The sequence below is a fragment of the Cytobacillus firmus genome (genome assembly GCF_023715565.1).
Taxonomy (GTDB): Bacteria; Bacillota; Bacilli; order Bacillales; family Cytobacillaceae; genus Cytobacillus; species Cytobacillus firmus_C.
Map to the genome: position 1 here is coordinate 150,781 of NZ_JAMBOJ010000001.1, position 26,903 is coordinate 177,683.

Annotated in this window: 23 protein-coding genes and 1 pseudogene; 2 read left to right on the plus strand and 22 right to left on the minus strand. The window is 42.2% G+C overall.

Translation table 11 applies throughout. The features are described from left to right. Positions 1 to 52: 52 nt before the first annotated feature. The 10 genes from smc to M3205_RS00780 form a co-directional block, all read right to left on the minus strand. Positions 53 to 3,619, minus strand: a complete 3,567-nt coding sequence (smc, locus tag M3205_RS00735; RefSeq protein ID WP_251168181.1) for a chromosome segregation protein SMC — start codon at positions 3,617 to 3,619, stop codon at positions 53 to 55. Positions 3,620 to 3,678: 59 nt separating this feature from the next. Next, positions 3,679 to 4,419 carry a ribonuclease III gene (gene rnc, locus M3205_RS00740; RefSeq protein ID WP_251168182.1) on the minus strand — a complete coding sequence of 247 codons (741 nt, stop codon included), beginning with the start codon at positions 4,417 to 4,419 and terminating at the stop codon, positions 3,679 to 3,681. A gap of 337 nt (positions 4,420 to 4,756) precedes the next feature. Further along, positions 4,757 to 4,990, minus strand: a complete 234-nt coding sequence (locus M3205_RS00745; RefSeq protein WP_009330799.1) for an acyl carrier protein — start codon at positions 4,988 to 4,990, stop codon at positions 4,757 to 4,759. Positions 4,991 to 5,081: 91 nt separating this feature from the next. Then, positions 5,082 to 5,825: a 3-oxoacyl-[acyl-carrier-protein] reductase gene (gene fabG, locus M3205_RS00750; RefSeq protein WP_095242320.1), complete on the minus strand. Its 744-nt coding sequence runs from the start codon at positions 5,823 to 5,825 to the stop codon at positions 5,082 to 5,084. After that, complete coding sequence (fabD, locus tag M3205_RS00755) at positions 5,822 to 6,769, minus strand: ACP S-malonyltransferase (protein WP_251168183.1); 948 nt, start codon at positions 6,767 to 6,769, stop codon at positions 5,822 to 5,824. The genes fabG and fabD overlap by 4 nt, the downstream gene beginning before the upstream one ends. Before the next feature lie 26 nt (positions 6,770 to 6,795). Beyond that, a complete protein-coding gene (gene plsX / locus M3205_RS00760) occupies positions 6,796 to 7,800 on the minus strand; it encodes a phosphate acyltransferase PlsX (protein ID WP_251168184.1) in 1,005 nt (334 codons plus the stop codon). A gap of 20 nt (positions 7,801 to 7,820) precedes the next feature. Continuing rightward, entirely contained in the window at positions 7,821 to 8,381 is a 561-nt protein-coding gene (gene fapR / locus M3205_RS00765) for a transcription factor FapR (RefSeq protein WP_251168185.1), read from the minus strand. A 111-nt stretch (positions 8,382 to 8,492) separates the two neighbouring features. After that, a complete protein-coding gene (gene recG, locus M3205_RS00770; RefSeq protein WP_251168203.1) occupies positions 8,493 to 10,541 on the minus strand; it encodes an ATP-dependent DNA helicase RecG in 2,049 nt (682 codons plus the stop codon). Between the two features lie 236 nt (positions 10,542 to 10,777). Then, positions 10,778 to 12,454: a DAK2 domain-containing protein gene (locus M3205_RS00775; RefSeq protein WP_251168186.1), complete on the minus strand. Its 1,677-nt coding sequence runs from the start codon at positions 12,452 to 12,454 to the stop codon at positions 10,778 to 10,780. Between the two features lie 16 nt (positions 12,455 to 12,470). Then, positions 12,471 to 12,833: an Asp23/Gls24 family envelope stress response protein gene (locus tag M3205_RS00780; RefSeq protein WP_009330806.1), complete on the minus strand. Its 363-nt coding sequence runs from the start codon at positions 12,831 to 12,833 to the stop codon at positions 12,471 to 12,473. Positions 12,834 to 13,281: 448 nt separating this feature from the next. Between M3205_RS00780 and rpmB the strand changes: the two genes are divergently transcribed. Next, positions 13,282 to 13,470 (plus strand): 50S ribosomal protein L28, encoded by a 189-nt coding sequence (gene rpmB, locus M3205_RS00785; protein WP_019381740.1) that lies wholly within the window; start codon positions 13,282 to 13,284, stop codon positions 13,468 to 13,470. 141 nt (positions 13,471 to 13,611) lie between these two features. Here rpmB and spoVM read toward each other — a convergent pair whose 3' ends face one another. From spoVM to coaBC, 12 genes are all read right to left on the minus strand, one after another. Next, positions 13,612 to 13,692 carry a stage V sporulation protein SpoVM gene (gene spoVM, locus M3205_RS00790; protein ID WP_019381739.1) on the minus strand — a complete coding sequence of 27 codons (81 nt, stop codon included), beginning with the start codon at positions 13,690 to 13,692 and terminating at the stop codon, positions 13,612 to 13,614. A gap of 177 nt (positions 13,693 to 13,869) precedes the next feature. Further along, positions 13,870 to 14,517 (minus strand): thiamine diphosphokinase, encoded by a 648-nt coding sequence (locus M3205_RS00795; RefSeq protein ID WP_251168204.1) that lies wholly within the window; start codon positions 14,515 to 14,517, stop codon positions 13,870 to 13,872. Between the two features lie 68 nt (positions 14,518 to 14,585). Beyond that, on the minus strand, positions 14,586 to 15,236 hold the full coding sequence (rpe, locus tag M3205_RS00800; protein WP_251168187.1) for a ribulose-phosphate 3-epimerase: 651 nt from the start codon (positions 15,234 to 15,236) through the stop codon (positions 14,586 to 14,588). A gap of 3 nt (positions 15,237 to 15,239) precedes the next feature. Next, positions 15,240 to 16,121: a ribosome small subunit-dependent GTPase A gene (rsgA, locus tag M3205_RS00805; protein ID WP_251168188.1), complete on the minus strand. Its 882-nt coding sequence runs from the start codon at positions 16,119 to 16,121 to the stop codon at positions 15,240 to 15,242. A 15-nt stretch (positions 16,122 to 16,136) separates the two neighbouring features. Beyond that, positions 16,137 to 18,119 (minus strand): Stk1 family PASTA domain-containing Ser/Thr kinase, encoded by a 1,983-nt coding sequence (pknB, locus tag M3205_RS00810; RefSeq protein ID WP_251168189.1) that lies wholly within the window; start codon positions 18,117 to 18,119, stop codon positions 16,137 to 16,139. Further along, complete coding sequence (locus tag M3205_RS00815) at positions 18,112 to 18,876, minus strand: Stp1/IreP family PP2C-type Ser/Thr phosphatase (protein ID WP_251168190.1); 765 nt, start codon at positions 18,874 to 18,876, stop codon at positions 18,112 to 18,114. The genes pknB and M3205_RS00815 overlap by 8 nt, the downstream gene beginning before the upstream one ends. Before the next feature lie 4 nt (positions 18,877 to 18,880). Continuing rightward, entirely contained in the window at positions 18,881 to 19,963 is a 1,083-nt protein-coding gene (rlmN, locus tag M3205_RS00820; RefSeq protein WP_251168191.1) for a dual-specificity RNA methyltransferase RlmN, read from the minus strand. Next, positions 19,964 to 21,319: a 16S rRNA (cytosine(967)-C(5))-methyltransferase RsmB gene (gene rsmB, locus M3205_RS00825; protein WP_251168192.1), complete on the minus strand. Its 1,356-nt coding sequence runs from the start codon at positions 21,317 to 21,319 to the stop codon at positions 19,964 to 19,966. Continuing rightward, positions 21,316 to 22,266, minus strand: a complete 951-nt coding sequence (fmt, locus tag M3205_RS00830) for a methionyl-tRNA formyltransferase (RefSeq protein ID WP_251168193.1) — start codon at positions 22,264 to 22,266, stop codon at positions 21,316 to 21,318. Before fmt ends, rsmB begins: the two co-directional genes overlap by 4 nt. Further along, on the minus strand, positions 22,263 to 22,748 hold the full coding sequence (gene def / locus M3205_RS00835; RefSeq protein ID WP_251168194.1) for a peptide deformylase: 486 nt from the start codon (positions 22,746 to 22,748) through the stop codon (positions 22,263 to 22,265). The genes fmt and def overlap by 4 nt, the downstream gene beginning before the upstream one ends. 105 nt (positions 22,749 to 22,853) lie before the next feature. Continuing rightward, positions 22,854 to 25,268 carry a primosomal protein N' gene (gene priA, locus M3205_RS00840; protein ID WP_251168195.1) on the minus strand — a complete coding sequence of 805 codons (2,415 nt, stop codon included), beginning with the start codon at positions 25,266 to 25,268 and terminating at the stop codon, positions 22,854 to 22,856. Then, positions 25,265 to 26,473 carry a bifunctional phosphopantothenoylcysteine decarboxylase/phosphopantothenate--cysteine ligase CoaBC gene (gene coaBC / locus M3205_RS00845; protein ID WP_251168196.1) on the minus strand — a complete coding sequence of 403 codons (1,209 nt, stop codon included), beginning with the start codon at positions 26,471 to 26,473 and terminating at the stop codon, positions 25,265 to 25,267. Before coaBC ends, priA begins: the two co-directional genes overlap by 4 nt. A 273-nt stretch (positions 26,474 to 26,746) precedes the next feature. Between coaBC and M3205_RS00850 the strand changes: the two are divergent. Beyond that, a pseudogene (locus M3205_RS00850) lies at positions 26,747 to 26,903 on the plus strand (IS5/IS1182 family transposase); the annotation flags it as partial.

Here is a 26,903-nt window from a genome sequence, read left to right on the forward strand (position 1 = left end):
AACCTTTATGTATACGGCGGAACTGTCTTACAGACTGTTCCGCATTGAATATCTATTGTGTAATCAATTCCCTGGTTTCTTCCAGACGTACAGATACCAGTTTGGAGACACCGGATTCCTGCATGGTTACACCGTAAAGGACATCTGCTTCTTCCATTGTTCCTTTTCTGTGGGTGATAACGATGAACTGGGTTTCTTCACTGAATCTTTTCAGGTATTGACTGAACCTATGGACATTTGCTTCATCCAAAGCAGCCTCAACTTCATCAAGAATACAGAATGGAACAGGCCTTACTTTCAAAATGGAAAACAGTAAAGCAATGGCTGTAAGTGCCCTCTCTCCACCAGATAATAATCCTAAGTTCTGCAATTTCTTTCCTGGCGGCTGTGCGACAATTTCCACTCCTGTATTCAATAAATCTTCAGGCTGGGTCAAACGTAAATCCGCTCTGCCGCCTCCGAATAAAGATTGGAAAACCGACTCAAAATGAAAACGAATCCCTTCAAAGGTTTCTTCAAATCGCCTTTTCATTTCAACATCCATTTCACCAATTACCTGGAATAATGTATCTTTTGCTTCCTGTAGATCTGTTTTTTGCTCAAGCAGGAATTCATAGCGTTCCGATACTCTGTCATATTCCTCTATTGCTCCGAGATTTACTGCGCCAAGTTCCTCGATAGCCAGCTTTATGAGTTTTACTCTTTTTCGCGCTTCCTCAATTTCAATTTGCAGCGGGTATTCTTCTTTAGCCGCTTCAAAAGACAGCAGGTATTCTTCCCTTAAATGATTAAGTCTATTCTCAAGCTCAACATCCAGCCGGTTCTGTTTAACTTCCTCATCTTTCAGCACTTCTACAAGGCCTTTATGCTGGCGTTTTAATTCTTTCGTCTCTAGCTCAAGGTCCTCTAAAGCTGCTTGGAGCTTTAATCGCTCATTCCTTCTTGAAGCAATTAGTTCAAGCGTTTCATTCTTTTCCTTCAGTTTTTGCTGTGCTGCTTCTTCTAGATGCTGTTCACCAGAAGAACTGTTTGTCATTTCAGATGAAAGCAATTCTAAATCTTCTTTAACGGTTTTCAGCTTCTCCTGGGTAACCGCAAGCTCAGAATTTATGGCGGCCAGCTTGTCCTCCGAATGGTTCAGCTGCTCACTTTTGGAAGCAAAGCTAATTTTCAGCTCATTAATTTCAGATACTATAGTTTCCTTTGAAGTCTGCTGGGTGTTTTTTCTTTCTGTTAATGCCTTTATCTCCTGATCAAGATCAGCAATTTGCTTTTTCTGCTGATCCAATAAGACTGAAAGCTCGCTCTTTCTTGCCAGCAGTTTCTCTATATCTTGCGAAAATTGTTCTTTGTCCATATCATAAAGGGATAGGCGCTCATTAATGCTTTTCTCTTCAAACTCTGCTTCTAAAAGTTCTCCTTTTACCTTCTGTTCCATCAAACGAAGCTCTTCGCCTGTTTTTCTAAGCTGCTCAATGCGTAAATTCTGTTTTTGAATTTCACTTTTTTGCAGTTTTACTTGTTTTTCGAGATTTGCTGTTTTGGATTCCATATCCGAAATTCTGGACTTCAGTTCTTCAAGTTCACCTTTACGGGAAAGAATGGAAGTGCTTTTTTGTTTCACAGCTCCTCCAGTCATGGATCCCCCGGGATTAACCACATCTCCGTCAATGGTTACAAGCCTCACACGGTACTGAAGCAGCCTTGCAAGTTCATTAGCACCTTTAAGATCCCGGGCAATAACCACATTGCCAAGCAAGTTCTCGATAGCAGACTGGTGCCTCTCTTCAAATTGTATAAGTGTAGCAGCTTCACCAATAAAGGCAGGGTGGCCATAAACCGACTGTATTTGCGTGGTATTCAGCTTCTTTCCCTTAATTACACTTAAAGGCAAGAATGTGGCTCTGCCGTATGAATTCTTTTTCAGGAATTGAATGGCACTTCTCCCATCCTGTTCATCCTGTACAATGATATGCTGCATGGCACCGCCAAGAGCTGTTTCAATCGCAGTTTCGTACTCTTTTGGTACCTGAATTAACTCCGCTACGGCTCCTTCAATTCCCTTCAGCTTGCTGCCTCTTGCTTTCAATACTTCTTTTACACCTTGGAAAAAACCCGAAAAATCCTCTTCCATTTCTTCAAGCATTTCCTGACGGGATTTCGCCTGCTGTAAATATTGATAAGCCTGATACAAGGTTTTTTCCTGCTTTTGATAATTATTCTTTAATGATTCAAGCTTGCGGTCTTCATTTCGGAATAAATGGACTTGATTCTCTAATTCCATTTGCAGGTTTTCAAGATTGGATTGTATCTTTTGTTTTTTCACTTCATTCTGCTTGCGGTCAGCAATATATTTTTCATTATCCATTTCAAGCCTTGAACTGCGCTGGCCCTGCTGACTCAGCTGCTGATCAATATTCTGCAATTCATTTCTTGAAGCTGCCTGACTGTTCAGCACTTCAATATAATCACTTTTCAGTGATTCTATTTTTTCTTCTGCATTTTCACTGAATAGTTTGAGCTGCTCCTGCTTTTCTTTTAATGCTTTTTGAAGCTTTACAGCATCTCCCTTCACTTTTTCCCTTAGTGCAGAGTGCTTTTCTTTCTGCTCTTTTAACTCAGCCATCTTCAAAGTAAGTTCTTTCATATTTCTTTGAAGCTGGTCTTTATTCTGGCTGGCATTTTTCTTTCGCTCTTTGAGTACTTCTTTTCTGCCTTCCAATTTTTCGAGCTCTTCACTAGCATGAAGGAGGACATCCTGCAGATCATTGACTGATTCATCAATTGCTGCAATATGATCCTTTAACTCTTCCAATTTAGCCTCTTTGTTGTGAATAACGGCCGAAAGCTTCATTTCATCTTCCGAATGAACCTCGAGCTGATGTGAAAGCTGCTCCCATTTTGAATGAAGATCCTCGATCTCATAAACGGTAAGGGCAACCTCAATTTTCTCCAGCTCTTCTTTCTGCTGCAAATAATCTTTTGCGATTGAGGCCTGTATTTTTAAAGGCTCTACCTGGGTTTCCAGTTCATGAAGAATATCATTGACCCTGTTTAGGTTATCCTGGGTTTCAGAAAGCTTGCCTTCCGCCTTTTTCTTTCTTGTCTTGTATTTAAGTACGCCTGCCGCTTCTTCAAATATAGTCCGGCGTTCTTCAGCTTTGCTGTTTAGAATCTCTTCAACTCTGCCCTGGCTTATGATTGAAAAAGCTTCCCTGCCAAGGCCTGAATCCATAAATAAATCTACAATATCTTTAAGTCTGCATGTTTGCTTATTGATCAGGTATTCACTGTCTCCGGACCGGTAGACTCTTCTTGTAACACTGACTTCGCTGTAATCGATCGGCAGACCTTGTTCTGCATTATCAAGTGTTAGTGTGACCTCTGCAAAATTCTGTGCTCTCCGGGAATCACTGCCCGCAAAAATGACATCCTCCATTTTCGCCCCCCGAAGGGACTTAGCTGATTGTTCACCCAATACCCAGCGGATGGCATCAGTAATGTTGCTTTTCCCGCTTCCATTTGGACCGACAACTGCTGTGACGCCTGGAACAAAATCAACCGTTATCCGCTCAGCAAACGACTTAAATCCAATAACATCAAGCCTTTTTAAAAACAACCTTGGTCCCCCTCTGTCTCCTCATGTTTCTGCTCTTTGATGTCAGAGTTAGAGAATGTTCACTTTATATGATTTTTTAATACTTCAAGAGCCATTTGGGCCGCATGCTGTTCGGCTTCTTTCTTTGACCGGCCGGTGCCTGTCCCAAGTTCCCTGCCATTTAGAGAAACAGTGGACACAAATTCACGATTGTGGGCAGGCCCCTTTTCCTGAAGGATTTTATATTCAATTGCACCTGCACCATCCCGCTGCACAAGCTCCTGCAGCTGGCTTTTAAAATCCATCACGTGCGAAAAAGCACCTGAATCAATTTTTGGAAAAACAACTTTTTCTAAAAAACCGACAACTGTATCTATTCCTTTATCCAAGTACAATGCACCTATAAAGGCTTCAAATACATCTGCAAGCAGGGCCGGACGGGTTCTTCCTCCTGTCATTTCCTCTCCTTTACCAAGGAGCACCAGGCTGCCAAATGACAACTCATGGGCAAATGAGACCAGGGATGGTTCGCAGACAACGGCAGCCCTCAGCTTTGTTAATTCGCCTTCGCTCATCATCGGATATTTAAGGTAAAGGAATTTTGAAACAGTTAATTCGAGGACGGCATCCCCCAGAAATTCCAGTCTCTCATTGTCTTCATAAGGCTTTCTTCGGTGCTCATTCACATAGGATGAATGGGTAAACGCTTGTTTTAGTAATTTTTCATTTTCAAAGTGAATTCCGATTTCCGATTGAAATTCTTTAAATTGTTTTTCGATTGCGCGAAATGATTTTCTTTCTTTATCTTTATTGCTGCGCATATTGCATCCACCTTGCTAAAAATTTATTATTCTTCTTGAGTTAAACACGCTTAATTGGTCTTCCTTAAGTTTACGTAATATAGAGGAAAAACGCAAAAAACTTCGATATAAAGCAATTTTATGTTTCATAGGGTTACAGCGTTTTTCACAGAAGAAAGCCCCGTCATCAAACGGAGCTTTTGAGAATCATATTTACTGTCCACAGTCACCTGATGAAGGCTGATAGCTTAATTTCAAGCTGCCCTTTCAATGTTGCAGGTAACACCGGACAGTAAACATCTGAAAAAATTGCTGCAGTGAGGGGAATTCCCTCACTGCAGAGTGGTTCTACTAACGATTATTGGCTAGCTTTTATGTAATTTACAGCGTCACCGACTGTTGCGATTTTCTCAGCATCATCGTCAGAAATTTCCATGTCGAACTCATCTTCTAATTCCATTACTAGTTCTACAACATCAAGGGAATCAGCACCTAGATCATCTTTGAAAGAAGCCTCCAATTTCACTTCAGACTCTTCAACGCCAAGACGGTCCACAATGATCTTTGTTACACGTTCTAATACTTCTGCCATGCTTGTTCACCTCCCCTCAAGTATTATAGATTATTTTTAGCCTTTAATGAAAGCTTTTATAAAAAATTTTGCATTACAACCCTGTTACAAATCACATGACCATTCCGCCATCAACATGCAGGGTTTGCCCTGTCATATAACGGCTGTCCTCTGATGCCAGAAACACTGCCACATTTGCAATATCTGCTGGATCGCCGAAGCGCGCCAATGGGATTTGTTTCAGCATCTGATCCCTTACATCCTCGTTCAGCTTATCCGTCATATCAGTTGTGATGAAGCCTGGTGCAATGGCATTGACTGTTATCCCTCTTGATGCAAGTTCCTTTGCTGAGGTTTTTGTCAGGCCGATAACCCCTGATTTTGCAGCGACATAGTTAGCCTGTCCAGGGTTTCCGCTGACACCCACAATGGATGAAATATTGATAATGCGGCCGCTGCGCTGTTTCATCATCTGCCTTGTAACAGCTTTGGTACAAAGGAAAACACCTTTCAGGTTAATGTTAATAACATCATCCCACTCGTCTTCCTTCATTCTCATAAGCAGGTTATCCTTCGTAATCCCCGCATTATTAACCAGAATATCAAGCTTGCCAAACTTTTCTACTGCTTCTTTTACCATGCTTGTTACGGAATCACTATTTGACACATCGCATTGGACAGCAAAAGCATTTCTGCCTAATGCCTTTATTTCATCAACTACTTCGTTCGCTCTTGCCTCACTTCCGGAGTAGTTAACCGCAATATCCGCACCTTGCCTGGCAAGACCCAAAGCGATTTCCCTTCCGATTCCGCGAGAAGCTCCTGTTACTAAAGCGGCTTTTCCCTCTAGCTTCATCTCAATTCCTCCTTCAAGGATTCTGTAACTGTCTGGCATGATTCTGCATCTGAAACGGCATACGTTTTAAGGGAACGATCTACCTTTTTCACTAAGCCTGACAGTACTTTTCCTGGTCCTATTTCTATAAATGTATCCACTCCAAGTTCTATCATCCTGCGGATTGAATCCTCCCACAGCACAGGAGAATACAGCTGTTCAATCAATCTGCCATTTATTTCTGAAGCAGATGTCATTTCTGAAGCTGTTACATTGGCAATGACAGGAACCTTTGCATTTTTAATCTTAATTTCGTCGAGGATTCCCCTGAACTTCTCTGCAGCAGGCTTCATTAATTGGGAATGGAAAGGCCCGCTTACCTCCAGTGGAAGCACACGCTTGGCACCTTCTTCTTTAGCCTTTAGAGAAGCCAGTTCCACTCCTCTTTTTGAACCTGAAATGACAATTTGTCCAGGACAGTTCAGATTTGCAAGCTGCACCGGATTTCCTCCTGCTGTAACCTCTTCTGTAATTGCAGTAAGCCTGTCCCTGTCAAGACCTAATACTGCAGCCATTGTACCCTCGCCATTAGGAACAGCTTCTTCCATAAATTCACCCCGCTTACGGACAGCGTATACCCCATCCTCAAAGGATATAGCTTCCGCAGCGACTAGTGCAGTATACTCACCAAGGCTATGTCCCGCAACAAAATCAGGTGTAATACCAGATCTTTTAAAATAATCCAGAATAGCAATGCCAGTGGTCAATAGTGCAGGCTGTGCGTTTGTTGTTAACGTCAATTTGTCCTGAGGCCCTTCAAAAATAAGTTCCGATATTGAAAACCCAAGTTTTTGATCGGCTCTATCAAAAAATCCCTTTACGTTTTCATCCTGTTCAGCTAAGGCTTTTCCCATACCTGCAGCCTGGGACCCCTGCCCAGGGAATACAAAAGCGATTTTACCCATCGTACTTCCTCCCAAGTTAAAATTGTTTAATTAAGAGCTGTCTTTTTGGCTTCTTTTTCAACTGCTTCCTTAATCGTATCAGCAACATTGTTTTCGACCATGTTCCTGGTCTGCCTCACTGCACTGAATAAAGCTGTTGCATCAGAAGACCCATGCGCCTTGATAACAGGTGCATTCAATCCAAATAATCCTGCACCACCGTATTCCGAATAATCCATTTTAGATTTTAGCTGATATAAATCAGGCTTTAAGACTGCTGCTGCCAATTTTGTTTTAAAGCTGCCGGTCAGAGCTGTTTTTAGCATTTTAAATACAGACAAAGCAGTACCTTCAATTGTCTTGAGCACCATATTGCCGGTAAAGCCATCCGTCACTACAACATCCGCAGCTCCCTCGAGCAAATCGCGCGCTTCCACATTGCCGATAAAATTGATGTCCGCACTCTTCAGCAGATCAAATGTATTTTTTGCCAGCTCATTCCCTTTTTTCTCTTCTGTCCCGATATTTAGGAGCCCTACTCTGGGATTGGCTACACCCCGGACTTTTTCGGTATATATAGATCCCATAATCGCATATTGAAGAAGATGTTCCGGCTTCGCGTCCACATTCGCGCCTACATCCAGCAAAAGGAACCCTTCTCCGTCTATTGTCGGGAGGGTAGGCGATAATGCCGGGCGTTCAATGCCTTCAATCCTTCCGACCACAAAAAGGCCTGCTGCCATAAGAGCGCCCGTGTTTCCTGCAGAAATGCACGCATCCGCTTTACCATCTGTAACAAGCTGTGCGGCAAGCACCATGGATGCTTTTTTCTTTCTGCGCACAGCTCTCACCGGCTCATCATCCGGCAAGATAACTTCATCTGTATGTAATATATCAATACGCTCATTTGAAGTAAGGTATCGGTTTATTTTTGACTCATCACCTACAAGCGTAATATGTACATCTTTAAATTCTTCGGCAGCTTTCATTGCTCCTAGGACAATTTCCTTTGGGGCATTGTCGCCACCCATTGCATCTATGGCAATTTTCATGATGGTTCATCCTTTAGTGATTATTTTTTTCTGAACATGTCAAATTCGCCCTTGAAAACCTGTTCGTTATTGACAAAGCTATTGACTTCAACCATTGTCCTTCCGCTGTCAATATCTATTGTAAGGACTTTTGCTTTTGCTATGACACGTTCATTTAATCTCACTGGCCTTGTAAATTGAATATTGGCTTTTGCCGTTAATGCCAGCTCATCATTTATTACAGCGACCGCCAGTGAGTTGGCCTGTGCAAACAGATGATGGCCCCGGGCAATTCCATTACGTTTGAAGACATGTTCATTTTTTACATCTAAAATGGATATCGCCGTTTTATCCAATTCTATATCTATTATTTCACCGATTACTTCTTCTAATGGTAAAGACCGCACTTCATCCTCAAAGCTTTTCTCAGCAACATGCTTGATTCGCTCACGCAATTCCGGAATTGATAATTCCAGCCGATCGAGCCTGATTGTCTGGACGCTGACAGAGAATTTGTCCGCAAGTTCCTCGTCCGTGACAAAAGGATTTTCTTTTATAGTGTCCGTTAATAATGCTTGACGTTCTTTTTTGTTTCGTTTCATTAAAATCCCACCGTCCGAGATATTAAGACTAGGTACTAATAGTAGTATATAATCAAAAAAAGCAGATTGCAAGAAAGAACTTTTCTGCAATCCACTCTGAATATCTTATATCTAGTCCAGTTTTTCCCCTTCCAGCACTCCTGCTTCCTTTAAATATTCCCGCAAAGGCAAGTACTCATCCGAGTGCCAAAATTCATCCGATTCCACCAGCATTGATGCATCATTTCTGGCGGTTTCGAGTGCACGGTAATCATGGACCATATCAGCAACTTTAAATTCCGGGAGCCCGCTTTGCTTTCTTCCGAAAAAGTCTCCAGGACCCCGAAGCTCAAGGTCCTTTTCACTTAGTGCAAAGCCATCATTGGTTTCTGTCATGATTTTCATGCGTTCTTTTCCAACTTCCGATTTAGGGTCAGACAAAAGCACGCAAAAAGATTGTTTATCTCCTCTTCCTACCCTGCCCCTCAGCTGATGCAGCTGTGCAAGTCCAAACCGCTCGGCATCATAGATCACCATCATAGTCGCATTTGGAACATTAACACCCACCTCAACAACCGTTGTCGAAACAAGAACCTGAATTTCATTACGACTGAAAGCTTTCATAACACTTTCCTTTTCCTCCGGATGGAGCCTGCCATGCATAAGTCCGACATCATAACGGCCATGAAAATGATGCATCAATGTCGCATGTACATCTATAGCATTTTGAACATCCAATTTATCTGATTCCTCAATAAGAGGGCAGATCACATAAACTTGCTGACCTGCTGAAAGCTCTTTATCCATAAAACCAAGGACCCTGTCCAGCATTTCAGGTTTTGCCCAATAGGTTTCAATTGCTTTTCGTCCTGCCGGCATTTCATCTATGATGGATACATCCATTTCGCCAAAAACAGTAATGGCCAAAGTTCTTGGGATTGGCGTTGCAGTCATGAAAAGAACATCAGGATTTTCACCTTTTTCCCTGAGTATCCGCCGCTGCCCTACCCCGAACCTATGCTGTTCATCAGTAATAACAAGTCCCAATTTATTAAATTCTACTTCCTCCTGGATAAGTGCATGTGTGCCGATGAGAATATCAATCTCTCCATCCCTTAAATGCTGGAGAATGTCTTTTCTTCGCTTTCCTTTAACAGAGCTTGTCAGGAGTTCACACCGCAGACCAAACGGTTCAAGCATCGACTTTAAAGATTCTGCATGCTGCTCTGCCAGGATTTCGGTCGGTACCATTAATGCTCCCTGAAAACCTGCTGTCCTGCTGGCAAAGAGAGCAATCGCCGCCACTGCCGTTTTGCCGGAACCAACATCCCCCTGTAATAGTCTGTTCATCCGGTATGGGGATTTCAGATCAGACATAATCTCATTAACTACTCTTTTTTGCGCTCCCGTTAAATCAAATGGCAGTGAGTCAATAAACTCCATTAGTTTTGAAAGATCATAAGCCTGTGCAACCCCTTTTGACTGCTCTCTTTCAATCTTTCTTAGCGCCTGCATTTTTAATTGAAAATAGAAAAACTCCTCATAAACAAAACGCCGCCTTCCCTGCTTGAGTTCCTGTTCATCGGCAGGAAAATGAAGCGATCTTACAGCATCCCGCCTATTTAATAGTCTATATTGCAATAAATACTTTTCAGGCAGCGTTTCTGATATTTCATTCCCATGCTGCGAAAAAGCCAATTTAATAAATCGTCTGATGCCCTTGACCGAGACATTTCCTTTTACAGCATAAACCGGCTCAAAGTCCTTATTGCCAGAGGCATTTCCTATTTTAAGTTCACTGGCTGTAATTACCTGCCGGTGCTGGTCCCATTTCCCAGTCACTGTAACCGTTTCGTTTAATACAATTTTGTTCTTTAAATAAGGCTGATTGAACAGAATCACTTGGATAAGATACCGTCCTACAAGCACCCGAACAGTAAGCCTGGAGCGTTTCCTGCCGTAATAAGCAAGTGAAGGTTCACTGTGAACCTTTCCTTCAACTGTCACTCTTTCATCATGCTTTATTTCTGCCAGGTCCTTGAGCCTGTAATCTTCATATCTATAAGGAAAATATTCAAGCAAGTCTTTTACAGTGTAAATATTCATTTCAGCCAGTAATTCAGCTGATTCCTCACCAATACCTTTAACAGCTGTAACAGACTGGATCAAATTTGGATTCACATTTATTGAACGGCTGCCAATTGTTTTTTCTTTCAGGCAGTCCGCCATCCCTCCCTGCTCCGTTACTTTTATATACAGGCTAATGAAATGCCTTGCTCTATAACTAGCATATTGTATTTTAATAATGCAAGAAAGTAACCTTAAAGCAAATAACAACTCATGCTTTAAAGCATTATTAAAGGTCGAAAATGGACAAAAGCGAAGGCAGGGCCCTCGCTTTGTTTACTTGATACTGGTTATTCAATTGCGAAAATGAAAGAGTATAGAGGCTGTTTTCCATCATGAAGCTCAACCTCAATATCCTCATATTTATCTTCAATATAGCTGATAAGAGAGTCAACTTCCTCTTCTGCTGCATCTTCACCTTTTAAGATGGTCAGGATCTCAGAGTCTTCGTCGATCATTCCTTCCAGAAGATCTTTGGCAGCCTGTACTCTATCCTTGTGTTTCACAACAATTTTGCCGTCTGCAATCCCCATGAAATCATCTTTCTCGATTTCAAGGCCGTCGATGCTGGTATCACGGACAGCAAACGTGATTTGGCCAGTTTTTACATGCTGAAGAGCATCTGTCATGCCTTCTTCGTTTTCAGAAATCTCTGCACTTGGATTAAAGGCAAGAAGTGCAGCCATACCTTGAGGAACGGTTTTTGAAGGCACAACCACTGCTTCTTCTTCAGTCACTTCTGCAGCCTGCTGTGCAGCCATAATAATATTTTTATTGTTTGGCAAAATGATGACTTTTTTTGCATTTACTTCTTTGATGGCTTTTACAATATCTTCCGTACTCGGATTCATTGTCTGTCCACCTTCAATGACCACATGTGCACCGATGCTTCGGAATAGATCCGCAATGCCGCTGCCCATTGATACTGTCACAATTCCGTACTCCTGCTTTTCTTTAGGCTTAGCCTGAGCTGCCAAAGGTGTAGGAACGTCTTCGACTAAGTTAGTATGCTGCTGGCGCATGTTTTCAATCTTCATATTGATTAAACTGCCATAGCGCTGTCCGTATGTCAGGCAATCTCCCGGCTGTTCAGAGTGGATATGTACTTTTACTAGCTGCTCATCAGCAATCACTAGAAGTGAGTCGCCATATTGGCTTAAGTCCTGGCGGAATGTGTCTTCTGAGAAAGGATTAGCAGAAAGCTTTTCATCTTCGAATTTGACCATAAATTCAGTGCAATAACCAAACTCAATATCCTCAGTGTTCATAAAGCTGTGAATATTTTTATGGTGTTCTGCGCTAACCAGGTCATTCATCTTTGGAAGGGCCGCAGGTGTATCAGGGAGCTTTTCTCCCTTTAGCTCAGCAAGGAATCCTTCATATACAAAAACAAGACCCTGGCCGCCGCTGTCTACAACTCCTACTTCTTTTAAGACTGGAAGAAGATCTGGAGTTCGGTTTAGGGAAGCCCTTGCTTCTTTTAAAACTTCCTCCATAATCACGATGATATCATCTTCATGATTAGCAGCCTGAACCGCTTTCTTAGCGGAATCTTTTGCTACAGTAAGGATCGTTCCTTCAACCGGCTTCATCACAGCTTTATATGCCGTTTCCACACCAGAATTCAGGGCATCAGCAAATTCTTTTCCATTGATAGTAGCTTTGTGTTCAATCGCTTTTGAGAAGCCTCTGAACAGCTGGGAAAGGATTACCCCCGAGTTCCCTCGTGCTCCCATAAGCAAACCTTTAGAAAGAGCAGAGCCTACCTTTCCAATATGTTCCTGGATATTAGCTTTAACTTCCTTTGCTCCGGAAGTCATTGACAAATTCATGTTGGTTCCTGTGTCTCCATCAGGAACAGGGAAAACATTTAATGCATCCACTAATTTTGCATTAGCAGATAAATGGTTCGCTCCTTGTATGACCATTTCGGCAAAAAGCTTCCCATTTAAATCTTTTTTTGACACAAGTCTTTCCTCCTCACTACGGGTTCGTTACTCGAACTCCCTGAACGTAAATATTAACCGAGTCAGTGCTAAGCCCAACTGTTTTATCAAGGGTGTACTTTACTTTAGATTGCACATTGTGGGCAACCTCGGAAATTTTCGTTCCGTAACTTACAATGATATACATGTCGATATGTACTTCATCTTCTTCCTGGCGAACAATTACGCCACGGGTAAAATTCTCTTTTCGCAGTATATCTGTAAGGCCATCCTTAATTTGATTTTTTGAGGCCATTCCTACGATGCCGTAACAGTCAACTGCTGCTCCGCCTGCGATTGTTGCAATTACATCATTAGAGATATCAATTTGCCCGAAATTTGTTTTTAATTCGATGGACATTGTTCGTTCCCCCTTTGGAAATTGCTTTTCATAAAAGCTTATACAGACACTACCGCTTAACGATAGTGCTGGCTTTCCCTGAATTGCACCCTGGAGGCTAAGCCTTCCGGTATGAGTCAATTCACCTTTTTTTAGCTGGGCAGCGGTTTTTCTACCTTTAAAGCTTAAAGCATACCTTATAATATTTTACTATATGGGCTGTGATATTGAAAGTCATACTTCTCCTTCCCTATTATAGCTCATGTTCCCTCCCCCTATGTCAAGGGAATTTTCTTGAAAGCAAACTATTGCAATCAGAAGGGTTGTATGATAAATTATTAAAGTATCTTTTAATGTCGAAATCCGCACAGGGATTCCGCATTAATTCAGATGGATGAATCTGACTATTGCAGATGAAAGCATTGAAAAATAGTTTCAGCTTATGCTTTTAGTAAGGAGGGAAACATACATGCCACGCAAATGTGTAGTAACTGGTAAAAAAACAACTTCAGGTAACGCACGTTCTCACGCAATGAACGCTAACAAGCGCACTTGGGGTGCTAACCTTCAGAAGGTACGTATTCTTGTAGACGGTAAACCTAAACGTGTTTGGGTTTCTGCAAGAGCACTTAAATCAGGTAAAGTTGAGCGCGTGTAACATGCTCAGGGACATCCCTTTTGGATGTCCTTTTTATTTTCTTTTTTGACCCACTATCATTCTTCCTCATTTGCGCAAAAAATAAAGCACCCCGGTGAGGTGCCAAGTTTTGATGCTATTTTCTTTTTAATTTATGGGTGTCTACCCCTTTTTGAAGGTCCCTAACATGGCACGCACAATGCCCCCTAAAAATTTAGGAAGTTTGATTGTATAAAATCTCATTACTCGTGTCCCTCCTCACGATCTAACGCATCCATTCTGTCCTTAAACCGTCTTTACCATCTTATTCAAATAATGAAAGATGAGTACTCATGATTACAAAAAATGATCAGAAAGCAATTCACGCTAAGACTCTTATCCAGCTTTCCCGCATCTTGCAGGGAAACACCGGCCCGGCAATCAATCCTTGCTTCTTACAACCATTAATATGCCTTCAGTAAAAGAAAAAGTACCACAATCGTCAATAAGTTCATTACTGATACAAAGAGTAGAACCTGCAGGAACGGTCCGATCTGTCAGCGGATACTTGAAATTTCTCAGAGTGAGGCCTTTAATTTCCATAGTGACCGGAACAAACGAAATGTATTTTAAATTTGAATGCTGTTTAATGCTGTATTTACCTGGAGGCTTAATATAAATCTTATTAGATCTGTCAATAAGTTCGACAGGAACAAAGTCCTCCGCCAGTGCAGGTTTTATTAACAACTGAACATTTGCGAATAGGTGGTCAAGCCTGCCGCCTGTGGCACCAAACAAACGGACTTTTTCAGGTTTTTGGCAGAGTGCCCAATTCAGGGCAAGCTCCATGTCCGTTTCATCCTTCTCCGGCATGAACCTATTCAACTCTTTTACATGTTCCTCAATAAGCAAAAGCTCTTCATCCGACACCGAATCAAAATCACCAAATGCCATTTGCGGCTGAATGCCGCTTCGAATTAGAGTAAGCACCCCTCTGTCTACTCCAACCCAAATATCAGCTGTATTACTGAACGAATGCAGATCAGGCAGCAAGTCATCCGGGCCGCCGGCTAAAATATTGATAATCATTACACATTGCTCCATTCATTTATGTATCTTAAATGACAAAAAGCCAGCTGTTTTCCAGCTGGCTTCTTTTATTGTGAACCCTTTAAAGCAGCAATCGCCGCTGCTCTGTCATTCTGATTGTAAATTGCCGACCCGGCAACCAGCACATTGGCTCCAGCTTCAATGCACAATTGGGCTGTTTCTTCATTTACTCCGCCGTCCACTTCAATTTCAATGTTTAGGCCTTTTGCGTCAGCCATTTTTTTAACGGCCGCAATCTTCGGAAGAACGGATGGAATGAATTTCTGCCCCCCGAAACCGGGATTAACAGACATAAGCAATACCATATCGATATCCTCGATTACATGCTCTATCATGTTAACTGGTGTTGCCGGGTTAAGAACCACTCCTGCCTTGACGCCAAAAGATTTAATAAAATGAACCGTTCTGTGAAGATGCCTGCATGCTTCTGCATGAACAGTGATGTAATCGGCCCCCGCATTAGCAAATGCCTCAATGTAACTATCCGGATCTTCTATCATCAAATGAACGTCAAGGGGCAGCTTTGTTACAGGACGGATGGCATCCACAATTAATGGACCAATTGTAATATTCGGCACAAAATGGCCGTCCATTACATCAACGTGAATATAATCAGCGCCGCCGCGTTCAACATCTTTAATCTCTTCTCCCAATTTAGAAAAGTCTGCCGATAAAATAGAAGGTGCGATTTTTACCATGAATTAATACCTCGGCTTTCTATCTTTGATTTCCTGCAGAAAGGTTTTGTAGTGTTCATACCTGTAGGATGGAATTTCACCGTTTTCACAGGCGGCTTTTACAGCACATTTAGGCTCAGCCATGTGCAGGCATCCTCTAAATTTGCAAAGTTCACTTTTCTCCTGAATTTCAGGGAAGCAATAATTGAGATCCTCTTGTTCTATATCAGTGAATTCGAGGGAGCTGAATCCCGGGGTATCAGCTACAAGCCCTTTTCCAACCCCAATCAGCTCAACATGCCTGGTCGTATGCTTTCCCCTGCCCAAATGTGAAGAAATATCATCTGTTTTCAGTTCCAGGTCCGGTCTTAGAACGTTTAACAAAGAAGATTTCCCCACACCAGACTGTCCGGCAAAGACAGAGATCTCACCTTCCAGATAAGGCATCAGATCTTTAACGCCTTCTTCTGTTTCAGAGGAAGTCAGCAAAACATCATAGCCGGCATTGCGGTAATCAGATGCATATTGCTGAATTTCTCTATACTCATTTTCATTTGCCAGGTCAATTTTAGTAATGCAGATGAGCGGTTTAATATGATTGAATTCAACCAGCACCAGGAAACGATCTAAAAGAGAGGTGCTAAAGCCCGGTTCAACAGCTGAAAAGACAAGAATGGCCTGATCAACATTGGCAATGGGCGGACGAATCAGCTCATTTTTCCGTTCCTTTACTTCTAAGATGTATCCTTCTGTATTACTTTCTGCCTGAAACACTACTTCATCACCGACAAGCGGTGTAACCTTATTTTTCCTGAATACTCCGCGTCCGCGGCACTGAATGGTTTCATTTCCGCTTAATACATAATAAAACCCTGCTAGGGCTTTAATAATTTTGCCCTCAGGCATAGCAACACTCCTTGCTTATGATTCTTTATCCGGATAAGGTATTTCCTTTTCCTCAAAAACCTGGCCATCCCGCAGAACCTTATAAGAGGCACTCTGTCCTGGAGCGATTGTCAGATCAATTGGTATTACGACATCTTCATAGATCAGCTCTGTATGCATTGGTTCAGAACCTGTATTATTCAAATCCTTAATGATAATCTGAACTTCATTCGGCTCACCTTCTGCAGCAGGTTCATATGGAACGCTGATCTCAATATTTTCAGTCTTAGGAAGGAGTTCTTTTTTTCCTTTTGACAGAACCACCGTCACCTTCTGTCCCCTTGCCAGATTGGTGCCTGGTGCCGGGTCCTGTTTGATAACCAGCCCTTCAGGGACTTCCTCATGGTACTCTTCTTCCCCATATTCTACCTTTAATCCGGAGGATTCTTCGTACTCCTGAAGACCCTTTTCGTTATAGCCGCGTAAATCTTTTAATGCTATTGGTGCCGGTCCTTTGCTCACAGTAAAGATCAATTCGGTATCCTCTGGAACCACAAGGTCGCCTTCTGATATGTTTTGATCCAGAATGGTCCCAGCAGGCTCACTATCATTAGTTTCTTCGTTTTTTTCAATGCTTTTAAAATTTTTGCTATCAAGCAGGCGGACAACATCATCATATTGCCTGCCCTTATAATCTGCTAATTCAAATTTTTCCTTGCCTGAGCTTTCATATATATCAATTGAAGTTCCCTCTTTGACAGTCCGCCCTGCTTTTGGAACTGTTTTAACAACCAGGCCTTCTTCCACATCAGGATCATTGATCGGTTTTGTATCCCTAACCGTAAACCCCGCAGCAATCAGCTCTGCTACTGCATCTTCCACCTCTTTGCCGGATACATCGGGAATCTGGACATCCTTTGGCCCCATCAGATCGGGAAAAACGGTTAAGGCCAGGATCCCTGTCACAATCATAAATATAAAGACTGATACCAGGATTAGTGCCCATTTCTTTTTCTTCTTTTTTTCTTTCTTCTTTTCAGGGAGAGGCTTTGCCACAGGCTGGGTATCTCCCTTGGGATCCTTTGCATGCACAAGGGTTTCGTCCATATTTTGATATGAGCGGTCATCTGTAATTACAGGTATAGCTTTTGTAGCATCATCGTCAATCGGCACTATGAACTTTTTTTCATGCAGTCTTTCGGGATCAAGAGCTGTTCTGATATCTTCTTCCATTTCTTCAACGGTATCATACCTGTGAAAAGGATCTTTAGCAGTTGCTTTTAAAACGATATTTTCAACACTTTGAGGTATGGATGGATTCCACCTCTTCAGGGATGGCGTCTCCGATTGCAGATGTTTGAGTGCTATTGATACCGCAGATTCACCCGAGAAAGGAAGCCTGCCTGTCAAAAGCTCAAACATAACTATGCCAAGGGAATAGATATCAGACTTTCTGTTGGCCATTCCCCCTCTGGCCTGTTCAGGAGAAAGATAATGAACAGAGCCCAGCACTGAATTTGTCTGGGTTATGCTGGTAGCACTTAGTGCCATGGCAATTCCAAAATCAGTTATCTTTACATTACCATGCCTGTCTATCAAAATATTATGCGGTTTAATATCCCGGTGTATGATATGGTTTTGATGTGCATTAGATATGGCTGAGGTCAACTGCTTTAAAATTTCCAGGGCATCATCTATGCGAACAGGGCTGTTTTGCTGTATGTATTGCTTTAACGTTTGTCCATTTACATATTCCATCACAATATAATAGATTGAGTCTTCCTCGCCAACATCATAGATATTGACGATATTCGGGTGGGCTAAGCTTGTTGCAGACTGGGCTTCACGATGAAAACGGCGGATAAATTCTTCATCTTCGGCAAAGTCCATCCGAAGCACTTTCACGGCTACATCACGATCAAGAATCATATCATGGGCCAGGTAGACATTCGCCATGCCTCCTCCGCCGATCATATCAATAATTCTATAACGGCCGCTTAATCTTCTTCCCTTAATCATCCTTTATCATCCCGCTCTCATTGCTTTCATAATACTCAGCAATCACGAGCGTAATATTATCTTCGCCGCCATTATCATTGGCCTTATCAATCAGCACTGAAGCTTTGTCCTCCAGTGTACCTCCACTATTGAGGATTGCGCTCATTTCTGCCAAAGATACCTTGTTGGATAATCCATCAGAGCATAATAGTAATAAGTCGCCTTCTTCGAATGTAATTGTTTTAATATCTATCTCAACAGCTGCTTCCGTTCCCAATGCTCTCAGCAGCACATTTTTTCTTGGATGATGCTCGGCATCTTCTTTTGAAATCTGCCCTGACCTTACAAGTTCATTCACTAAGGAATGGTCTTCTGTCAGCTGCTGAAAACCTGATTCATTTAAAATATAACATCTGCTGTCGCCTATATTCGCAATAGTCGCAAAACGATCGGTGCATATGGCAGCAACAACAGTAGTGCCCATACCTTCACATTGTTCATTCACTTTGGAATGTTCATAAAGAATGGTGTTAACCTCTGCAATATGCTTCTGCAGCCACCCTTCAGCCTCATCGGCAGTCTGAAAGGCATCTGCCTGATCCCAGAATCCTTTTAAACTTGTTAAAGTCATTTCGCTAGCCACATCTCCAGCACGGTGGCCGCCCATGCCATCTGCTACGATGGCAAGGCGCTGACCGCTGCTGTTTATATAGATGCCGCCATTATCTTCATTATGCTGCCTGACTTTGCCTCTATCTGTCATGAAAACAGCTTTCATTCTGTCACCTCGTCTCCTCTTTTCGCTCCTTTGCACGAAGTTGTCCGCATGCTGCATCTATATCGTGACCGTGCTCCCTGCGAATGGTTACATTAATGCCATGATTCTTCAGTGTCTTTTCAAAAGCAAAAATCTGATCCTTAGGTGTTCTAACATAATCCCGTTCCGGTACATAGTTTACTGGTATTAGGTTAACATGACACTTAACATTCTTTATTAACTTTGCCAGCTCTTCAGCATGTTCCACCTGATCATTTACCCCTCCGAATAAGCCATATTCGAAGCTTACACGTCTGCCTGTCTTATTTATATAATACCTGATTGAATCCATAAGGTCCGGCAGCTTATATGCTTTATTTATAGGCATCAGGCGGCTCCTGATTTCGGTGTTTGGAGCATGTAGGGAAAGTGCGAAATTAATCTGCATATTTTCAGCTGCAAATTTATAAATTTTCGGGATGATTCCGCTTGTCGAAACAGTTATATGGCGTGCGCCGATATTCAGCCCTTTATCATGGTTGATAATTTTAAGGAATGAGAGCATGCTGTCATAATTATCAAAAGGTTCACCAATACCCATAATGACAACTGAGCTGACCCTTTCATTTGTTTCATCAAGTGCCTGTTGTACTTTTACGACCTGGGCAACGATTTCTCCTGCTTCAAGATTACGTTTTAATCCGCCTAATGTGGAGGCACAGAATGTACAGCCGATCCGGCAGCCCACCTGAGTGGTTACACATACTGAATTCCCATAGTCATGTCTCATCAGTACAGTTTCAATTGAATAGCCATCATGAAGTTCAAATAAAAATTTAATTGTTCCATCAGCAGACTCCTGCTGGATGATCGTTTTAAGGGTTGTCAGTGAATAATTTGCTGATAGCATATCCCGCAGCCCTTTTGACAGATTAGTCATATCCTCAAATGATGTGACCCTCTTTGTGTAAAGCCAATCAAATATTTGCTCAGCCCTGAAGGCTTTCTCATTATTTTCTTTTAGCCATTCCTTCAGCTCATGAAGCTGTAAAGTATAAATGGATGGTTTTTGTTCTGCTGTAATTTTCTCTGCTGCTTTTTGTTCCATTTATTGCACCTTCTTTCTCAGACAGGAAATATAAAACCCGTCCGAACCAATATCCTGCGGTAAAACCTGCAGTTCAAAGCCATCTATTAATGGAGCAATTGCATCAGGCATCCGCTCCTGAACAGATAGATCTCCCTCAAATTCCGCATTGTCCTTTAAAAACGCGTGAACAACATGCTGATTTTCTTCTTTGTCCACTGTACATGTACTATAAACAAGAATACCACCTTTTTTCAGTAAAGGTGAAACTGCATCCAATAAATTCCTTTGAATCTTATGGAGGTGATGTAAATCTTCCTCTTTTTTGGTGTATTTCATATCAGGCTTTCTTCTCATAACCCCAAGGCCCGAACATGGGGCATCCACTAAAATACGGTCAAAAGATTCTTTTTCATAATGCTCCTGGACTTTTCTGCTGTCAAGGGCATCTGCCTTAATATTTTTTAACCCCAGTCTATCGGCGTTATCATTTATCAGCCTAACTTTATGCTCATGAAGGTCCAGTGAAATGACCTGGCCGGTATTTTGCATTTTTTCTGCTATATGTGTCGTTTTTCCTCCCGGAGCTGCACAGGCATCCAGGATCTTCTCATCGGGATTTCCTCCAAGAGCATAAGCAGCAAGCATGGAGCTTTCATCCTGAATAGTAATAAGCCCTTCTTTAAACACACGGGAATTGGCCAGATTGCCCCTCATACATTTAATGGCAACTGGAATAAACGGACTTGGTTCCACTTCATATCCCTCTTCCTGAAGAAGTGACAGGCACTCCTTCCTTGATGCCTTTACCTCATTTACCCTTGCCGTCTGCAGTGGGGCAGTTAAGTTTATTTCACACATTCTCTTTGTTTCTTCATATCCCAGCTGATCGGTCCATCTTTTTACAAGCCATTCGGGATGGCTGGTCTCAATGGAGAGGCGCTTCACCCTGTCCTCAATTTGTTCGGGATCCGGCAGCCCCTTCCTCTGAATGTTTCTAAGCACACCGTTGACCATGCCGGAAATCCCTTTATGCCCTCTTCGTTTGGCTATTTCTACTGCCTCGTAAATTGCTGCCCGGTCAGGGATTTTATCAAGATAAACCATCTGATACAGCGTCAGCCTTAAGAGCTGATTTACCCAGCTTTCGATTTTTTTATTGCCTGCCAAAAAGGGCTTCAGGTAAAAATCGAGTGTCATCCGGCGCTGAAGGGTACCATATGTCAGTTCAGTAAGCAGCCCTATGTCCTTCTGGTCAATTTCATTCTTTTTTATGGCGTTATTCAGTAAAAGATTGCTGTAGGACTGATTTTTTTCTATAGCCTCAAGAAGCTCCATTGCCGTTTCTCTAACATTTTTCGTCTGTAGTTTTTTCATTCGATGTCTCCCAGACGGCTGCCGGCAGTCAGATTGGAACCTGCACCTCTTAAGAATTGTTCTGCAGGCATCTTTTTCTTTCCTGAAGGCTGCAGTTCAGTTATTTTAACCGCTGTATCGTTCCCTGAGGCCACAATTATTCCGTCTTCCTCAAGCCTGATGATGGTTCCCGGTTCTTGGCTTTTAACATAGTTGACTTTCTCTGAATACCATATTTTAACCACTTTGCCGTCAAAAGTTGTATAAGCAACCGGCCATGGATTTAACCCTCTAATGTGGTTATAGATTTCCTCTCCGGTTTTGCTCCAGTCGATTTTTTCCTGTTCTCTTTTAATGTTATAGGCAAACGTGGCTTCTTCTTCATTTTGCTTAATGGGATTCAGTTCGCCATTCAGCAGTTTCGGCAGTGTTTCAGACAGCAGCTTGGATCCTGCCTCGCTAAGTTTATCGTGAAGAGTGCCCACTGTATCTGTTTCAGTAATCGGCACCTCAACTTGTGTTAATATATCGCCTGCATCCAGCTTTTCAGCCATATACATAATGGTGATCCCTGTTTTTTCTTTCCCCTGCAAAATGGAGTAGTGAATGGGTGCACCGCCGCGCAATTCCGGAAGCAATGATGCATGAACATTTATACAGCCATACTTAGGCGCATCCAGAAGCTCCTTAGGCAAAATTTGCCCAAACGCTGCCGTGACAACAAGGTCTGGCTTAAGAGCAAGAACTTTCTCCAATTCATCAGGCTGGCGGATTTTTTCAGGCTGAAACACAGGGATGCCTTGTTTTTCAGCTTCGACTTTTACAGGAGGGGGAGTAAGAACTTTTTTCCTTCCAACCGGCCTGTCAGGCTGGGTAACCACTCCGATCACTTCATATCCGTCGTCCATTATTTGCTTTAGTACGGGCACTGAAAAATCGGGTGTGCCCATAAAAACGATCTTTGTCATTCAGCTTCCAATCCTTCCAACTCTTCTTCATTCAAGTATCTTATTACTTTTGAGGTAAATAGCACCCCTTGCAAATGATCAATTTCATGGAGGATCGCTCTTGCGAGGAAACCCTCAGCCTCCAGGGTGAAAAATTTTCCTTTGCGGTCCTGCGCCTTTATTTTGACATATTCAGGTCTTGTAACTTCTCCATATAACCCAGGAAAACTCAAGCATCCCTCAGGGCCTGTCTGCTCCCCATCCGTATCAAAAATTTCCGGATTGATCATTTCAATTGTTCCAAACTCATCATCTATATCAACAATGGCAATTTGCAGCTTTTGCCCAATTTGCGGAGCAGCAAGCCCGACACCATCGAATTCCAGCATCGTATCATACATATCATTTAACAATTTGCCAAGCTTCTTATCAAAGACTTTAACTGGTTCGCATTCTGCCTCCAGAATTTCAGCTGGATAAGTAACAATTTTTTTTACCGCCAAAACATTTCCTCCGTTTTTATCTATTTTCAACCAATCTGGGTTTATTCATAACCAGAAAAGCAGAAGCGCCTTTTGCAATCCTTCTAAAGCTGACTCTTTTAGAAACTACATTAAAATATATGGATTCAGGTCAATTGAGACAGTTAAGCCCCCTGAAGCAATTTCCTGCTGGTAATTATCCAAAATTTTTTTTAGCGTCTGGCCAAGTTCCGGTTCCCGCTTGTATTTTATCAGACATTGATACCGATATCTATTATTGATACGAGGTATCGGGGAGGCAACCGGACCCAGAACGATACTCTCTGCTGATAATTTTGACTGAATGTACTGCGTGATCTTTTCTGTAACAGAAACAGACTTCATTAATTCTTCGTGACTGACTGTGACAAGGGAGATATAAAAGAAAGGAGGATATCTATGAATTTTTCGGACCATCATTTCTCTGTCGTAAAATTTATCGTAATCCTGCTCCCCCGCCAGCTCAATACTATAATGTTCAGGTGTGTAGGTCTGAATGATTACCTCACCCTCTAATTCATGCCTCCCAGCTCGCCCGCTTACCTGTGTCAGCAGCTGAAACGTTTTCTCTGACGAGCGGAAATCAGGCAAGTGCAGCATAGTGTCTGCCGAGAGTACGCCCACTAAAGTAATATTTGGGAAATCAAGGCCTTTAGCAATCATCTGGGTCCCAAGAAGAATATCTGCATGTCCTTCCTGGAATTGATCGAGGAGCTTTTCATGTGCACCCTTCCTGCTGGTGGTGTCGACATCCATCCGTATTACCTTTGCTTCCGGCAGAATCTTTGCCAATTCCTCTTCCACTTTCTGCGTACCGGTCCCAAAATAGCGGATATGCTCACTTTCACATTCCGGGCATGCATTTGGAACCGATGCCTCATATCCGCAATAATGGCATTTCATCTGCTGGTTATAACGATGATACGTCAAGGAAATATCACAATGCGGACAATTAATAACATATCCGCAGTCCCTGCACATAACAAATGAGGAGTGCCCTCTTTTATTTAAAAATAATACAATTTGCTCTTTTTTCCCAAGACGGTCTTTTATTTTTTCAAGGAGCTTCCTTGAGAACATGGACCGGTTTCCATCTCGCAGTTCTTCCCGCATATCAATGATATCAACGGCAGGGAGAGCCTGATTGTTCATTCTGTTTTCGAGAGTGAGAAGATGGTAAACACCTTTTTGTGCCCGTGCGAAAGATTCCAATGAGGGAGTTGCACTACCAAGCACTACAGGACATTTATGATTTTCCGCTCTTTTGATGGCAACGTCCCTTGCATGATATCTTGGGTTCTCTTCCTGCTTATAGCTGGTTTCATGCTCTTCATCAATTATAATAATTCCGAGGTTTTCAAATGGGGCAAAGATCGCCGAACGGGCTCCGACAACAACCTTGACTTCCTTCCGCTGAATCTTTCTCCATTCATCATATTTTTCTCCTGCTGACAGGCCGCTGTGCATAACCGCAACCTGATCGCCAAACCTTCCTTTAAAGCGTTTGACCATCTGCGGAGTTAAAGAAATCTCAGGAACAAGCACAATGGCTTCTTTGTCATCCTCAAGCACCCGCTGGATGGATTGCAGATAAACCTCCGTTTTCCCGCTTCCTGTGACTCCATAGAGCAAAAAGGTTTCATGCCTGTTATCTTCAATAGAATCAAGGATGGGGATAATGGCATTTCTTTGTCCAACAGTCAAAGCGAGCGGTTCCGTTCTTTCGAATTCACGGTCTCCAAAAGGATTGCGGTAAATTTCCACGTCCTTCTGGCCAAGCAGCCTTTTTTGCAAAAGCCCTTTTAATGTGGAAGAAGTGATTCCAAGCAAGGAAAATAACTCTTTCTGATCGACCGGTCCTTCCTCCTTTAGAAAATACTCCAGTACTTCCTTTTGCTTAGTTGCATTGCCTGGAAGGTTTTGAAGGTAATCAACAATCTTTTCAGGGGGGGCGGCCGCAAACACCTGCTTGACTTTTTTCTTTTTCACCCGTTCTTTTACCTGGTAAATAATATCGATATTTCCTTTGGATGCTTCCTTCTGAAGAAGCGGCAAAGCACCGTCCTTTACAGCATCATCCCAGGTAATTTCCTCAGCATTATGAAAGAGTGTGCATACTTTTTCAGGGAGCAGCTTACGATCTGCATTTACCGCAATAACAAGCTTTTTTTCATATTTTGCCTTCAATGCTGCAGGCAGCATTGCCTGAAAAGCTGAAATTTTGTAGCATAATGTTTTTTCTGTAAGCCAATCACCAAGATTCAAAAGCTCCTGATTAAGAACTGGATTTAGATCCATCGGCTCTAAAATGGATTTTACCTGTTGAAAATCCGATTCTTCTTTTAATCCTGTAACAAACCCCTGTATTTTCCTCGGCCCAAATGGAACAACCACCCTCATGCCGGGGAAAATGACACCTTTCAGATGAGAGGGTATTTTATAGTCAAACGCCCGGTCAGTCTGTTTGGCAGGAACATCGACAATTACACTGGCTATGTTCATTCATGCTCATCCTTTAGAAGCTTCGTTGCTTCTTCAAGAATTTTTACAGCCACATCTTTTTTAGACATTAGCGGAAGTTTTTCCGACGACCCATCCTTTTTAAAAAGTGTGACAATATTAGTGTCAGTTCCAAAGCCGGCACCTTCAGCAGTTACATTATTGGCAACAATCATATCGGCGTTTTTCTTCATTAGCTTGCCCTTTGCATACTCTTCGACCTGTTCAGTTTCAGCCGCAAATCCTATTAGGATTTGCTTCTCCTTTTTTTGTCCCAGCTCGAACAATATATCCTTTGTTCTTTCAAGCTCTAATACTTCATCGCCGGGCTGTTTCTTCATTTTTTGCGCAGAAGCCACCTTTGGGCGATAATCGGAGACTGCAGCTGTCTTGATGACAACATCGGCATTAACAAATTCATTTAATGCAGCTTTATACATTTCTTCAGCAGATTCCACCTTTATCAGTTTTAATCCTGCAGGCGCATTAATCGAAACCGGGCCGGATATCAATATAACTTCAGCCCCTGCAGAGACGGCAGCTTCCGCAATTGCATAGCCCATTTTCCCTGTAGAATGGTTCGTTATATAACGTACAGGATCAATTTTCTCCCTGGTTGGACCCGCAGTAATGACCACTTTTCGATCAGTAAGCTCCAATCTGGAAGGCTTGAAAAATTCACTGATCGTTTCTGTAATTTTCTCAGGCTCTTCAAGCCTGCCTTTTCCAACATAACCGCATGCAAGATACCCTTCTGAAGGCTCTATGAATCTACAGCCAAAACCATATAAGGTTTCAATGTTTTTTTGAACAGCGGGATGGCTGTACATATGCACATTCATTGCAGGTGCAATCCAAATCGGTGATGATGCAGCCAAAAGGGTTGTAGTTATCATATTGTCTGCAATTCCATTTGCAAGCTTCCCGATCACATTTGCTGTAGCGGGAGCAACAAGAATTAAATCTGCCCAATCAGCCAGGTCGATGTGAGCAATAACCTTAGAATCTTTTTCTTCAAAAGTGTCTGTGTAAACATCATGTCTTGAAAGGGCCTGAAAAGTTAATGGTGCAACAAAGTTAACAGCCGATTCACTTAGGATCACTTTCACCAACGCTCCTGCCTGTGTCAGTTTGCTTGTTAAGGCTGCAGCTTTATAAACAGCAATTCCTCCAGTTACACATAATAATATCTTCTTTCCAGTCAGCATTATAGGACCCCACCAATCTCAAAAATAATTCTTCTCTATGAAAAACGGCCTGGCTATCTATTTATATATAGCCTGGCCATTAATGGCAAATTGCTTTCATGATAGTTTTATTATGCAAGAAGAGCAGTGAATTTTCATCTAATAAAACCTAAAACAAAAATAACAACCTTTTTAAAGGTTGTTCAGACTGTCGACAAACTCGATGAAAATCGTACTTGTCGGGAGTCTTTTTTGATTTAAAATAGAAGTAATACAATGCTTGAGGTGATTAATATGCTTTCTAAACATAATCCAATTCAACGGGATCAAATTGAAATGATTGCACTAGACGAACTTGTACCAGCGGATCATTTGGTTCGCAAAATTGAGGCAGCGATTGATTTCTCATTCATCTATGACTTGGTAAAAGATATGTATTCAGAAGTAGGGC

Excerpts from the sequence above, each read along its gene's own strand:
- rnc (WP_251168182.1), bottom strand. The coding sequence starts at position 4,419 with ATGCGCAGCAATAAAGATAAAGAAAGAAAATCATTTCGCGCAATCGAA.
- M3205_RS00745 (WP_009330799.1), bottom strand. The coding sequence starts at position 4,990 with ATGGCAGAAGTATTAGAACGTGTAACAAAGATCATTGTGGACCGTCTT.
- fabG (WP_095242320.1), bottom strand. The coding sequence starts at position 5,825 with ATGAAGCTAGAGGGAAAAGCCGCTTTAGTAACAGGAGCTTCTCGCGGA.
- fabD (WP_251168183.1), bottom strand. The coding sequence starts at position 6,769 with ATGGGTAAAATCGCTTTTGTATTCCCTGGGCAGGGGTCCCAGGCTGCA.
- plsX (WP_251168184.1), bottom strand. The coding sequence starts at position 7,800 with ATGAAAATTGCCATAGATGCAATGGGTGGCGACAATGCCCCAAAGGAA.
- fapR (WP_251168185.1), bottom strand. The coding sequence starts at position 8,381 with ATGAAACGAAACAAAAAAGAACGTCAAGCATTATTAACGGACACTATA.
- M3205_RS00780 (WP_009330806.1), bottom strand. The coding sequence starts at position 12,833 with ATGTCCATCGAATTAAAAACAAATTTCGGGCAAATTGATATCTCTAAT.
- rpmB (WP_019381740.1), top strand. The coding sequence starts at position 13,282 with ATGCCACGCAAATGTGTAGTAACTGGTAAAAAAACAACTTCAGGTAAC.
- spoVM (WP_019381739.1), bottom strand. The coding sequence starts at position 13,692 with ATGAGATTTTATACAATCAAACTTCCTAAATTTTTAGGGGGCATTGTG.
- M3205_RS00795 (WP_251168204.1), bottom strand. The coding sequence starts at position 14,517 with ATGATTATCAATATTTTAGCCGGCGGCCCGGATGACTTGCTGCCTGAT.
- rpe (WP_251168187.1), bottom strand. The coding sequence starts at position 15,236 with ATGGTAAAAATCGCACCTTCTATTTTATCGGCAGACTTTTCTAAATTG.
- rsgA (WP_251168188.1), bottom strand. The coding sequence starts at position 16,121 with ATGCCTGAGGGCAAAATTATTAAAGCCCTAGCAGGGTTTTATTATGTA.
- pknB (WP_251168189.1), bottom strand. The coding sequence starts at position 18,119 with ATGATTAAGGGAAGAAGATTAAGCGGCCGTTATAGAATTATTGATATG.
- M3205_RS00815 (WP_251168190.1), bottom strand. The coding sequence starts at position 18,876 with ATGAAAGCTGTTTTCATGACAGATAGAGGCAAAGTCAGGCAGCATAAT.
- rlmN (WP_251168191.1), bottom strand. The coding sequence starts at position 19,963 with ATGGAACAAAAAGCAGCAGAGAAAATTACAGCAGAACAAAAACCATCC.
- rsmB (WP_251168192.1), bottom strand. The coding sequence starts at position 21,319 with ATGAAAAAACTACAGACGAAAAATGTTAGAGAAACGGCAATGGAGCTT.
- fmt (WP_251168193.1), bottom strand. The coding sequence starts at position 22,266 with ATGACAAAGATCGTTTTTATGGGCACACCCGATTTTTCAGTGCCCGTA.
- priA (WP_251168195.1), bottom strand. The coding sequence starts at position 25,268 with ATGAACATAGCCAGTGTAATTGTCGATGTTCCTGCCAAACAGACTGAC.
- coaBC (WP_251168196.1), bottom strand. The coding sequence starts at position 26,473 with ATGCTGACTGGAAAGAAGATATTATTATGTGTAACTGGAGGAATTGCT.